The following is a 12,788-nucleotide window of genomic DNA, read 5'->3' as shown; positions in this document are numbered from 1 at the left end:
GTAAACGCAATAATGAAAGATATTGATATTTCAACCCGGCAAACATTCCGCCGGTTATGGCCGACAATCGCACCGTTTAAAGCAGGTATCATCGTGGCGGCTATTGCGTTAGTCATCAATGCGGGCGGCGATGCATTTATGCTGTCGCTGCTGAAACCGCTGCTTGATGAAGGTTTCGGCACTGCCGACAATGATTTTCTCCGTATCATGCCGCTGATTATCCTGGGGCTGATGCTGTTACGCGGTATCTCCAGTTTTGTCTCAGGTTACTGCCTCTCCTGGGTGTCCGGTAAAGTGGTTATGACCATGCGCCGTAACCTGTTCCGTCATATGATGGGCATGCCGGTTTCCTTCTTTGATCAGCAATCCACCGGGACTCTGCTTTCCCGTATCACTTATGATTCCGAACAGGTGGCTTCATCTTCTTCCGGTGCGCTGGTAACGGTCGTCCGTGAAGGCGCTTATATTATCGCGCTGTTCGGGCTGATGTTTTACAACAGCTGGCAGCTGTCGCTGATTCTGATTGTTATTGCCCCGATTGTGGCCTTTGTTATCCGCAAAGTATCTGTGCGCTTCCGCGAAATCAGTAAAAACATGCAGAGCGGTATGGGACAGGTCAGCGCCAGTGCTGAACAGATGCTGAAAGGGCATAAAGAAGTGCTGATTTTCGGCGGTCAGAAAGTGGAAAATGATCGTTTCGATAAAGTCAGCAACCATATGCGCCGCCAGGGTATGAAACTGGTTACCGCATCATCTATTGCCGACCCGATTATTCAGATTATTGCCTCCTTTGCGCTGGCATTTGTGCTGTTTGCCGCCAGTTTCCCTGAAATTAAAGAAGCGCTGAGTGCCGGTTCCATTACGGTTGTATTCTCCTCCATGATTGCCCTGATGCGTCCGCTGAAATCCCTGACCAACGTGAACGCCCAGTTCCAGCGCGGGATGGCTGCATGTCAGACACTGTTTGTTCTGCTTGATATGGAGCAGGAAAAAGACACCGGCACCAAAGTGCTGAAAGATGCCAAAGGTGATGTGGCGTTTGAGAATGTCACTTTCCGTTATCAGGGGAAAGAGAACCCGGCGCTGAAAAATGTGTCGTTCACTATCCCGTCAGGCAAAACCGTAGCGCTGGTCGGGCGCTCCGGCTCCGGCAAATCCACCATTGCCAATCTGATCACCCGTTTCTATGAAATCGAAAGCGGACATATTACGATCGACGGTAACGATATCCGTGACTACACACTGGCATCACTGCGCAGTCAGGTGGCGCTGGTGTCGCAGAATGTTCACCTCTTCAATGATACGGTCGCGAATAATATCGCCTATGCCACAGAAGGGAAGTATACCCGCGGGCAGATTGAAAAAGCCGCTGAAATGGCCTATGCCATGGACTTTATCAATAAGATGGAGAAGGGGCTGGATACAGAAATCGGTGAAAACGGTGTCCTGCTTTCCGGTGGTCAGCGCCAGCGTATTGCAATTGCCCGCGCACTGCTGCGTGACGCACCGATCCTGATCCTCGATGAAGCCACCTCAGCACTGGATACTGAATCTGAACGTGCGATCCAGGCTGCGCTCGATGAGTTACAGAAAAACCGTACCTGTCTGGTGATCGCTCACCGCTTATCCACTATTGAGAAGGCTGATGAAATTCTTGTGGTGCAGGACGGAGAAGTGCAGGAGCGCGGTACGCATGATGAACTGGTGAAACAGCCGGGTATCTATGCGCAGCTTTATAACATGCAGTTTGGTCACTAAGCGGCATTGCTGATGATCGATAAGATTTGGTCCGGCCGCTCAAAGCTTTACTGGCTGCTTCTGCCGCTCTCGTTTCTGTACGGGGCGGTGAGCGGCCTGCGGCGTTTGCTGTTCCGCTGCGGCCTGAAAAAATCCCGCCGTATGCCGGTGCCGGTGGTGGTGGTCGGTAATCTGACCGCTGGTGGTAACGGCAAAACACCGGTGGTTATCTGGCTGACAGAGCAACTGCTGGCCCGGGGATACCGTCCCGGGGTGGTTTCCCGGGGTTACGGCGGCAAATCGGATCATTACCCGCTGCTTATCACGAAAGAGACAACGACGGCACAGGCCGGTGATGAGCCGGTTCTGATTGCCCGCCGTACCGGTGTGCCGGTTGCGGTCGCGCCTGACAGGGCGGCTGCGGTAGAGGCTATTTTGCAGCATGCACCCGTGGATGTGATCATCACCGATGATGGTTTACAGCACTACGCGCTGCAGCGCGATATGGAAATCGTGGTGATTGACGGCGAGCGCCGTTTCGGTAACGGCTGGTGGCTGCCTGCCGGGCCGATGCGGGAACGGGCAGGACGTCTGAAACAGGTGGATGCGGTGATCGTCAACGGTGGTACCGCACAACCCGGGGAAACCGCTATGCAGCTGGTGCCGGGAGAGGCTGTTAATCTGTCTGACGGCACCCGTAAACCTGCAGCGGATATCGGTGAGTGTGTGGCGATGGCCGGTATCGGGCACCCGCCGCGCTTTTTTGCCACTCTGAACGCCCTCGGAGTGACACCTGCGCAGTGTGTTGCGTTTCCGGATCACCAGTCTTACAGTCCTGAACAGCTTTCTGCGCTGATAAAACCCGGCCAGTCACTCCTGATGACAGAGAAGGATGCAGTGAAATGTTTTGCCTTTTCTGCAACTGACTGGTGGTATTTACCGGTCAGTGCCGCCATTTCCGCAAAATCCGCCGATTTAATTCTGGATAAAGTCATATCTCACATAAAAAATGCATAAAGGGACTTGCGCTTTTTATCTGAATATGGCTTAATCAAAAAGTTGTATTTCTGTGATGTATTTCATATCTCACTGTGCAGCCAATCCGCGTGTCAACACATATTCTGATCCCGCTGTCATAATTTTTTCACACCACCTTGTTAATCTTGTGGTGCGGATGACCGGATCCCGCGGATAAACGGTATGTTTTGCAGCAGGTGTCTGACCGGCTGCAAATCAGAATAAAAAATAATAACTATAATGTTTTGCTCATTACCGGGTGGCTGTTCGCAAAGAGAGCACCCGTGTTGCCCGGCCGGAGCAGACATAACCAGCGATGGGGTGTATACCATTCCTGGTGATATAAAAGGAGTTAATACTATGTCTAAACAATTACAACTTGGCCGCGTTAAATGGTATGACGCGAAAGAAGGTTACGGTTTCATCTCCCCGGTTAACGGCGGCGACGATATCCGGGTAACCCGTAACGGGATCGCCAATTCCCGTAACAAATTACTGTGCGAAGGGCAGGAAGTGGAATTCTCTCTGACCCGCGGCAGTTATGGTATTGCAGCGAACGATGTGATCGCGCTGTAATATGGGTAAAAACGCGATTATCTCTGTGATATCGCAACAACAGAGTTAACGGTGAGACCGGGCTTATGTTATTCTGAGCCAACGTTTTTATCTCATTGGGGGACGTATGGATCACCGTTTACTCGAAATCGTGGCCTGCCCTGTTTGCCACGGCAAACTCAGCTACGACAAGCAAAATCTCGAACTCATCTGCAAAGGCTGCCGTCTGGCCTATCCCGTCCGTGACGATATCCCTGTCTTATTAGAGAATGAAGCCCGCGAATTGCCGGTCTCAGAAGGATAATCTCCATGTTTACAGTTATCATTCCCGCGCGTTATGCCTCCACGCGTCTGCCCGGTAAACCGCTGGCGGATATCTGCGGCAAGCCGATGATTGTCCGTGTGATGGAGCAGGCAAGACGTTCCGGCGCTGCGAGAGTCATTGTCGCCACTGACACTCAGGCGGTATTTGATGCCGTGATCGCAGAGGGCGGCGAAGCCTGTATGACGCGCGAAGATCATCAGTCCGGGACCGAGCGCCTGGCGGAAGTGATTGATCACTACCGGTTCGCTGATGATGAGATTATCGTGAATGTTCAGGGGGATGAGCCGTTAATCCCTGACAGTATTATTGCGCAGGTTGCTGAAAATCTGGCAGCCAGCGAAGCCGGTATGGCCACCCTGGCGGTAAAAATCACCTCAGCGGAAGAAGCCTTTAACCCGAATGCGGTGAAAGTGGTGATGGATAAACAGGGCTATGCGCTCTATTTCTCCCGTGCCACCATTCCGTGGGATCGCGAGCGTTTCATGCACAACCGTGACAGCGCCGGTGATAATTTCCTGCGCCATATCGGGATTTACGCCTACCGCGCCGGGTTTATCCGCCGCTATATTCAGTGGGAAACCAGCCCGCTGGAGAAAATCGAGATGCTCGAGCAGCTGCGTGTACTCTGGTACGGTGAAAAAATTCATGTCGCGGAGGCATCCGAAGCACCGGGCACCGGTGTTGATACCCCGGAAGATCTTGAAACCGTGCGCAGATTGTTTGCCGCCCGCTGAGAGATATCAGTTATAAACAAAAACGCGGGTCATTTCTGAACCCGCGTTTTTGTTGTCTTCTATTCCTGTCCTTCATTATCTGAATCTGACGTTTTCACTGACTGCCAGAGCCGCCCCAGCCCTTCATACCAGACCCGCTCACTGTGTGATAAATAGTACGCGGAAGGAATGGTTTTCTCCCAACTGTGCAGCGGGGTGGTAACCGCCAGCTGGTTCGCCGGCGCCGGGATCGGATGCAGGCCGCGCGCATCAAAGAAGGCCTTGGCGCGGGCCATATGGTTAGCGGAGGTCACCAGCAGGAAAGGCACGTCACCCACCACTTTTTTCACTTCGGCAGCTTCCTCTTCTGTGTCTTTCGGCAACACCAGCGGCAGTGTGCGTTCAGCCGGGATCCCCAGTGACTGCGCAACTTGCGCTGCGGCCTCTGCACTGCTGATACTGTTTGCGCCCGGCCCGCCGGTGAAAATCAGCGTCGCCTGCGGATAAAGCAGCGCGAGGCGCACGCCTTCCGTGACGCGCGGCAGACTGTTACTGATCAGGTTGGCGGACGGTGACCATTCAGGGTTATAGGTAAAGCCGCCGCCGAGCACAACAATATAGCGCAGTTCCTGGTGCTGAACCTCCTGCGGGGTGATGAGCTCATAGCGTTTTTCATACGGTTTTTCTGTTGTCAGCAGCAGGGCATCTGCCACCGGCTGCAGGCTGAGCAGCACCAGACCGAGCCAGCCCGCGGTGATCAGGGTTTTGCCGGTTCTCTGCCGGCGGGAAAACCACAGCAGCAGTAATCCGGCCAGGATCAGCAGGAGCATAAACGGCAGCGGCATCAGAAAACCGCCGAGGTATTTTTTCAGGGCAAACAGCATGAGCGCACCTTAAATATGATTGATTTATCACCGGTTAACGGCAGGAGTCTGCACAAATCGGGTGACATTAAACACGTCTGTGACACAATAGTTACCGACTTTGCATATTGCACTGCTCTGCCCGGCAATACAATTGAAGATAGCCGGATTGCGCGGGAAACCGCCGCAGACTGACCCGAAATATCCCCCGGAACTGAACACAGGTTTTCATGGTTGATCGTAATTTTGACGATATCGCGGAGAAATTCACCCGCAATATCTATGGCACAACAAAAGGGCAAATCCGCGAAGCGGTGGTCTGGCAGGATCTGGATGCCTTACTGACCCGGCTGAAACCGGGTCCGCTGCGTATTCTGGATGCGGGCGGCGGTGACGGTTTCTTCTCCCGCCGTCTGGCTGCACTGGGGCATCAGGTGGTATTGTGCGACCTGTCAGAAGAGATGATTGCCCGCGCACAACAGGCCGCACTGGATGACGGCGTGGCAGAAAATATGTCCTTTATTCATTGTGCGGCACAGGATATCGCACTTCACACTGAAGGGGCGTTTGATCTGGTATTATTTCATGCCGTTTTGGAGTGGATCACAGATCAAAAAGGTGCAATTGAAGCACTGACCGCTATAATAGCGGGCGGTGGTGCATTATCGTTAATGTTTTACAATGCGAACGGACTTGTGATGCGAAATGCGATATTAGGCAATTTTCATCTGGCAACCCCGGAAATTCAGCGCCGCCGCAAGCGTTCGTTATCGCCGCAGAATCCCCTTATGCCGGAACAGGTTTATCAGTGGCTGGATGATTGCCGTCTGACGATTGAGGCAAAAACCGGCGTGCGGGTTTTCCATGATTATCTGCAGAGCCGCCAGTTACAAAACCGTGATTTCCCGGCGCTGCTGGCACTGGAGCAACGCTACTGCCGTCAGGAGCCTTATATCAGCTTAGGCCGCTATATTCACGTTATGGCACGAAAACCGATCAGAAGGATGGACAATGAGTGAGTTTACCCAAACAGTCCCGGAACTCGTGGCATGGGCGCGAAAGAATGATTTCTCCATCGCGCTGCCGCCGGAACGGCTGGCCTTTTTACTGTCAGTTGCGGTGCTCAACAGTGAGCGCATTGACGGTGAAATGAGCGAGGGGGAACTGGTGGATGCCTTCCGCGAAGTCTGCAAAGGCTTTGAACAGACAACGGAATCTGTCGCGGTCCGCGCGAACAATGCCATCAACGATATGGTGCGCCAGAAAATATTTAACCGCTTTACCAGTGATATCTTTGAGGGTAATGCGATTTACCGGCTGACCCCGCTCGGGATCGGCATCAGTGATTATTACATCCGCCAGCGTGAATTTTCTTCACTGCGTTTATCCATGCAGCTCTCGATTGTGGCCGGTGAACTGAGCCGCGCGGCAGATTCTGCCGAAGAGGGCGGGGATGAATTTCACTGGCACCGTAATGTGTTTGCCCCGCTGAAATATTCTGTGGCGGAGATTTTTGACAGCATTGATATGTCGCAGCGCGTTATGGATGAGCAGCAAAACGGCGTCAAAGACGATATAGCCAAGCTGCTGAATCAGGACTGGCAGGCCGCGATTGCCAACTGTGAACAGTTGCTGTCAGAAACTTCTCTCACACTGCGGGAACTGCAGGATACGCTCGAAGCCGCCGGTGACAAATTACAGGCGAATCTGCTGCGCATCCAGGATGCCAATATGAGTGCCGCCACCGGATCCGAACTGGTGGATAAACTGATTTTTGATCTGCAGGCCAAGCTCGACCGCATTATCAGCTGGGGCCAGCAATCTATTGATTTATGGATTGGTTATGACCGCCATGTCCATAAATTTATCCGTACCGCTATCGATATGGATAAAAACCGTATTTTCTCGCAGCGTCTGCGCCATTCTGTTCAGCATTATTTTGACTCGCCGTGGGCCCTTAATGTGGCTAATGCGGAGCGCCTGCTGGATATGCGTGACGAAGAGATGGCACTGCGTGATGACGAAGTGACCGGGGAATTACCGCCGGATCTGGAATATGAAGAGTTCAGCGAGGTCAACGAAGAGCTTGCCGCCATGATGGAAACTGCGCTGGCTGTGTATAAAGCACAGGCGAAGCCGCTGGATCTGGGCGCGGTTCTGCGTGATTACCTCGCGAAATATCCGCGCAGCCGCCAGTTCGATGTGGCACGGATTATCGTGGATCAGGCTGTCCGCCTCGGGGTGGCTGATGCTGATTTCTCAGGCATCCCGGCGGAATGGTCAGTAATTAATGAATACGGAGCGAAGGTGCAGGCACATGTCATCGACACATATTGAACACTTTATGTCAGCAAAGCTGGCTCAGGCACTTGCCAATAACCTTTTTCCGGAACTTGACAGCCAGTTACGCGCAGGCCGCCATATCGGCGTGGATGATCTGGATAATCATGCCTTTCTGATGGATTTCCAGGATGAACTGGAAGGCTTTTACGCCCGTTATAACGTGGAACTGGTCCGTGCACCGGAAGGGTTCTTCTATCTGCGTCCGCGTTCCACTACGCTGATCCCGCGCTCGGTATTATCCGAACTGGAAATGCTGGTTGGCAAGGTGCTGTGCTATCTGTACCTCAGCCCGGAACGCCTGGCCAACCAGGGTATTTTCTCCACGGCAGAACTCTATGAGGAACTGCTGTCACTGGCGGATGAAGCCAAATTACTGAAAGTGGTGAATAACCGCTCCACCGGCTCTGATCTGGACAAACAGAAATTACTGGAAAAAACCCGTGGTGCGCTGAATCGCCTGCGCCGCCTGGGCATGATCACGTTTGTCTCTGCGGATAACAGCCAGTTTGTGATTGCCGAATCCGTTTTCCGCTTCGGTGCAGATGTCCGCAGCGGGGATGATCCGCGTGAGGCGCAGCTGCGTCTTATCCGTGACGGTGAGGCTCAGTCTCTTGCGGAAGAAGAAAAACACCCGCGCCCTGAAGATCAGGACGATGATAATGAAGAATCTGATAATGACAACGCGACGGATGAAGCGGAGGATGAAGAATGATTGAACGTGGTAAATTCCGCTCGCTCACGTTAGTCAACTGGAACGGCTTTTTTGCGCGCACTTTTGATCTGGATGAGCTGGTCACCACCTTGTCCGGCGGCAACGGTGCCGGTAAGTCCACTACCATGGCGGCTTTTATTACCGCTATGATCCCGGATTTAACCCTGCTGCACTTCCGTAACACCACGGAAGCCGGGGCAACATCCGGTTCCCGTGATAAAGGTCTGCACGGTAAACTGCGTCCGGGCGTGTGCTACGCCATGCTGGACGTGGTGAACTCCCGTCATCAGCGCGTGCTGGTGGGTGTGCGTCTTCAGCAGATTGCCGGACGTGATAAAAAAGTCGATATCAAATCCTTTATGATTCAGGGATTACCGACACAGTACTCCCCGACACAAATTGTCAGCGAACAGCTGAGTGAACGCCAGGTGCGGGTTCTGCCGCTGAATGACCTGAAAGCCCGCCTGGATGAAATCGAAGGTGTGCATTTCAAACAGTTTAACTCGATTACCGATTACCATTCGGTTCTGTTCGAACTGGGCGTTATCCCGAAACGTCTGCGTTCTGCGGGCGACCGCAGCAAATTCTACCGCCTGATCGAAGCCTCACTCTACGGCGGTATCTCCAGCGCCATCACCCGTTCCCTGCGTGACTATTTACTGCCGGAGAACAGCGGGGTGCGCAAAGCCTTCCAGGACATGGAAGGGGCGCTGCGCGAAAACCGGATCACACTGGAAGCTATCCGTGTTACCCAGTCTGACCGCGATCTGTTCAAACACCTGATCACCGAAGCGACCGCGTATGTTTCTGCGGATTATATGCGTCATGCCAATGAGCGACGTGTGCATATCGATCAGGCGCTGAATGTACGCCGTGAATTGCTCGGCAGCCGCAAACAGCTGATCAGCGAACAGTACCGTCAGGTGGAAATGTCCCGTGAGCTGGCGGAGCAGACGGCCTCATCCGCCGATCTGGAAACGGATTACCAGGCGGCCAGTGATCATCTGACGCTGGTACAGACAGCCATGCGTCAGCAGGAAAAAATTGACCGCTATCAGGCTGATGTCGAAGAGCTGACATTCCGCCTGGAAGAACAAACTGAAGTGGCGGAAGAAGCCGCAGAACAACTGGCGGAATATGAAGAACGCAACCATGTTGCGGAAGAGGAAGTGGATGAGCTGAAAAGCCAGCTGGCCGATTACCAGCAGGCACTGGATGTTCAGCAGACCCGCGCGATTCAGTATCAGCAGGCATTACAGGCGCTGGAACGTGCCAAAGCAGTGTGTCAGCTGCCGCAGCTGGATATTGATTCACTGGATGAATGGCTGGAAACCTTCCGCGCCCGCGAAGAGCAGGCAACCGAATCCCTGTTAGTACTTGAGCAGAAAATGAGTGTGGCACAGGCCGCACACAGTCAGTTCTCTCAGGCGTATGAACTGGTGAAATCGGTGGTGGGGGAAGTCAGCCGCAGCGAAGCTTACCAGACCGCCCGTGAATTACTGCGCGACCTGCCGTCACAGCAGATGATGGCCGATCGTGTCCAGCCGCTGCGCCAGCAGTTATCTGAACTGGAACAGCGTCTGCACAGCCAGCACAATGCACAGAAATCGCTGGATGATTTCTGCAAACGCATCGGGCAGCAGATTGAGGCGGACGGGCTGGATGAGATGCTGATGACCCTTGAGGCGCAGCAGGAAAGCCTGAGTGTCAGTGTCAGTGAAAGCGGCGAACGCCGCATGGAAATGCGTCAGCAGACTGAACAGCTGAAACAGCAGATCCAGTCCCTGACCGTCAAAGCCCCGGCGTGGCTGGCGGCGCAGGAAGCCCTGACGCAACTGTGTGAGCAGTCTCATGAGACGTTCACCAGCGCCAATGATGTCACGGAATACATGCAGCAGTTACTGGAGCGTGAGCGCGAAGTGACTGTTGAGCGTGATGAAATCGCGCTGAAAAAAGCACAACTGGAAAAAGACATTGAACGGCTCAGTCAGCCAAGCGGCGCAGAAGATGGCCGTATGCTGGGTCTGGCAGAGCGTTTCGGCGGTGTATTGCTGTCAGAAATCTATGATGACATCACGATTGACGATGCACCGTATTTCTCTGCGTTATACGGCCCGGCGCGTCATGCGATTGTGGTACCTGACCTCAGCGCTGTGCGTCCGATGCTGGAAGCCCTCGATGATTGTCCGGAAGACCTCTATCTGATTGAAGGGGATCCGCAATCCTTTGATGACAGCGTCTTCACCACCGAAGAGCTGGAGCATGCGGTGCTGGTGCGCAGCACTGATCGCCAGTGGCGTTACTCCCGCTTCCCGTCAGTGCCGTTGTTCGGTCGCGCGGCGCGGGAAAATCAGCTGGCGGTGCTGGAGCATGAACGGGATGAGCTGGCAGAACGCCTGGCGACACTCTCTTTCGATGTCCAGAAAATGCAGCGTGCCCATCAGGCATTCAGCCGTTTCGTCGGTAAAAATATCTCGGTAGCCTTTGAGGCTGACCCGGAAGCGGAAATCCGCACACTGAATCAGCGCCGTAATGAGCTGGAACGCGAGCTGGCACAGTTTGAGGATCAGACTGCCGTTGCCCGTCAGCAGTACGCGCAGATCAAAGAAAACCTGAGCATCCTTAACCGCCTGATCCCGAATACCGCTCTGCTGCTTGATGAAACACTGGCAGATCGTGCGGATGAGATCCGTGATGCACTGACGGATGCACAGGAATCTGCCCGTCATATTCAGCAGTACGGTGCGGCACTGCGCAAACTGGAGCCGATGGTTGCTGTTCTCCAGAGTGACCCGGAGCAGCACGAAGCCCTGATCCGCGATTATGAAAACGCGAAACAGGTTCAGCAGCAGGCCCGTCAGCAGGCGTTTGCCCTGGAAGAAGTCGCGCAGCGCCGTCAGCACTTTAATTACGGCGGATCAGCCGGCATGCTGACAGAAAATGCCGATCTTAATGACAAACTGCGTCAGCGTCTGGAACACGCGGAGTCTGATCGTACACGTACACGTGAGATGCTGCGCCAGCAGCAGACCAAATGCGCGGAATTCAATCAGGTTCTGGCCTCACTGCGCAGCTCGTATGAAACCAAATCGGACATGCTGCGTGAACTTGAGCGCGAAATGAGCGAGATTGGTGTTCAGGCGGATGCCAATGCGGAAGAGCGCGCCCGTGTGCGCCGTGATGAACTGTACAACCAGGTCAGCCATAACCGCGCCCGTATCAATCAGCTGGAAAAACAGCTGGGGATCGGTGAGTCGGAAATGGATAACCTGCAAAAACGTCTGCGCAAAGCAGAGCGCGACTACCAGCAGATCCGCGAGCAGGTCGTGACCGCCAAAGCGGGCTGGTGTGCGGTGATGCGGATGGTGAAAGAGAGTGGTGTTGAGCGCCGCCTCCACCGCCGTGAACTGGCCTATGAAGATGCAGATACACTGCGTTCTATGTCGGATAAAGCTCTCGGGGCACTGCGCCAGGCCGTGGCGGATAATGAACATCTGCGTGATGCACTGCGTCTGTCCGAAGATCCGAAGCGTCCGGAACGCAAAGTACAGTTCTTTATCGAAGTGTACCGCCATCTGCGTGAACGTATCCGCCAGGATATTATCAAAACCGATGATCCGATCGATGCTATTGAACAGATGGAAATCGAGCTGGCGCGCCTGACCGACGAACTGACCGCCCGTGAACAGAAACTGGCGATCAGCTCGAAAAGTGTGGCCAATATCATCCGCAAAACTATTCAGCGCGAACAGAACCGTATCCGCATGCTTAACCAGGGCCTGCAGGCCGTGGCATTCGGTCAGGTCAAAGGGGTGCGTCTGAATGTGAATATCCGTGAAAGCCACGCGATACTGCTGGATGTGCTGTCCGAAGAGCACGAGCAGCATCAGGATCTGTTCGCCAGCCAGCGTCTGACCTTCTCTGAAGCGATGGCAAAACTCTATCAGCGCCTGAACCCGCAGGTGGATATGGGGCAGCGTCTGCCGCAGACCATCGGTGAGGAACTGCTGGATTACCGTAACTATCTCGAGCTGGAAGTGGAAGTCAACCGTGGTTCTGACGGCTGGCTGAAAGCCGAGAGCGGCGCGTTATCCACCGGTGAGGCGATTGGTACCGGGATGTCCATTCTGGTGATGGTGGTGCAGAGCTGGGAAGAAGAATCCCGCCGTCTGCGCAGCAAAGATATTTCGCCGTGCCGTCTGCTGTTCCTGGATGAAGCAGCGCGTCTGGATGCGAAGTCTATCGCCACCCTGTTTGAGCTGTGCGATCGCTTGCAGATGCAGCTGATTATTGCGGCACCGGAAAATATCAGTCCGGAGAAAGGCACAACGTATAAACTGGTGCGTAAAGTCTTTAATAACCAGGAACATGTGCATGTGGTGGGACTGCGCGGCTTTGGCCAGCCGGAACCGACTCCGGCACCGGAAGCACTGCCTGAACCGGTGACGGAAGAGGAGGATGACGGGGAAGAAGAGCAGGATTAATTTCTCCCTCCCGGTCTTTTCTCTGAAGCGGATGAGCAC

At 54.0% G+C, this 12,788-nt stretch carries 10 protein-coding genes; 9 read left to right on the top strand and 1 reads right to left on the bottom strand.

Annotated features, from left to right (window positions below; translation table 11 throughout):
• Positions 1-12 precede the first annotated feature (12 nt).
• The 5 genes from msbA to kdsB all read left to right on the top strand — a co-directional run bounded on the left by msbA (position 13) and on the right by kdsB (position 4,368).
• Positions 13-1,758 carry a lipid A ABC transporter ATP-binding protein/permease MsbA gene (gene msbA / locus AB7038_RS09105; RefSeq protein ID WP_439958081.1) on the top strand — a complete coding sequence of 582 codons (1,746 nt, stop codon included), beginning with the start codon at positions 13-15 and terminating at the stop codon, positions 1,756-1,758.
• Between the two features lie 12 nt (positions 1,759-1,770).
• Positions 1,771-2,754: a tetraacyldisaccharide 4'-kinase gene (gene lpxK / locus AB7038_RS09100; RefSeq protein WP_368888699.1), complete on the top strand. Its 984-nt coding sequence runs from the start codon at positions 1,771-1,773 to the stop codon at positions 2,752-2,754.
• A 360-nt stretch (positions 2,755-3,114) separates the two neighbouring features.
• Complete coding sequence (locus tag AB7038_RS09095; RefSeq protein ID WP_024474051.1) at positions 3,115-3,330, top strand: cold-shock protein; 216 nt, start codon at positions 3,115-3,117, stop codon at positions 3,328-3,330.
• A gap of 106 nt (positions 3,331-3,436) precedes the next feature.
• Positions 3,437-3,613 carry a Trm112 family protein gene (locus tag AB7038_RS09090; protein WP_004235830.1) on the top strand — a complete coding sequence of 59 codons (177 nt, stop codon included), beginning with the start codon at positions 3,437-3,439 and terminating at the stop codon, positions 3,611-3,613.
• A gap of 5 nt (positions 3,614-3,618) precedes the next feature.
• On the top strand, positions 3,619-4,368 hold the full coding sequence (gene kdsB, locus AB7038_RS09085; RefSeq protein ID WP_369453167.1) for a 3-deoxy-manno-octulosonate cytidylyltransferase: 750 nt from the start codon (positions 3,619-3,621) through the stop codon (positions 4,366-4,368).
• Between the two features lie 59 nt (positions 4,369-4,427).
• Here the strand turns inward: kdsB and elyC are convergent, their stop codons facing one another.
• Positions 4,428-5,231 carry an envelope biogenesis factor ElyC gene (gene elyC / locus AB7038_RS09080; protein ID WP_369453166.1) on the bottom strand — a complete coding sequence of 268 codons (804 nt, stop codon included), beginning with the start codon at positions 5,229-5,231 and terminating at the stop codon, positions 4,428-4,430.
• A 209-nt stretch (positions 5,232-5,440) separates the two neighbouring features.
• On the opposite strand from elyC, the gene cmoM reads away from it, so the two are divergent.
• Genes cmoM through mukB form a run of 4 tightly spaced genes read left to right on the top strand, consistent with a single transcriptional unit; the run spans position 5,441 to position 12,749 of the window.
• Positions 5,441-6,229 carry a tRNA uridine 5-oxyacetic acid(34) methyltransferase CmoM gene (cmoM, locus tag AB7038_RS09075; protein ID WP_004235834.1) on the top strand — a complete coding sequence of 263 codons (789 nt, stop codon included), beginning with the start codon at positions 5,441-5,443 and terminating at the stop codon, positions 6,227-6,229.
• The gene (gene mukF / locus AB7038_RS09070) at positions 6,222-7,547 is read left to right on the top strand and encodes a chromosome partition protein MukF (RefSeq protein WP_368888697.1); all 1,326 of its coding nucleotides are present in this window, start codon (positions 6,222-6,224) and stop codon (positions 7,545-7,547) included. Before cmoM ends, mukF begins: the two co-directional genes overlap by 8 nt.
• Positions 7,528-8,265 carry a chromosome partition protein MukE gene (mukE, locus tag AB7038_RS09065; protein WP_072870915.1) on the top strand — a complete coding sequence of 246 codons (738 nt, stop codon included), beginning with the start codon at positions 7,528-7,530 and terminating at the stop codon, positions 8,263-8,265. Before mukF ends, mukE begins: the two co-directional genes overlap by 20 nt.
• Positions 8,262-12,749: a chromosome partition protein MukB gene (gene mukB / locus AB7038_RS09060; protein WP_369453165.1), complete on the top strand. Its 4,488-nt coding sequence runs from the start codon at positions 8,262-8,264 to the stop codon at positions 12,747-12,749. The genes mukE and mukB overlap by 4 nt, the downstream gene beginning before the upstream one ends.
• The last annotated feature ends 39 nt before the right edge of the window (positions 12,750-12,788 follow it).

Source organism: Morganella morganii (genome assembly GCF_041099235.1).
Taxonomy (GTDB): Bacteria; Pseudomonadota; Gammaproteobacteria; order Enterobacterales; family Enterobacteriaceae; genus Morganella; species Morganella morganii_E.
Note: the sequence above shows the minus strand (reverse complement) of the source record. Positions and strands in the feature narration are given on the sequence as shown.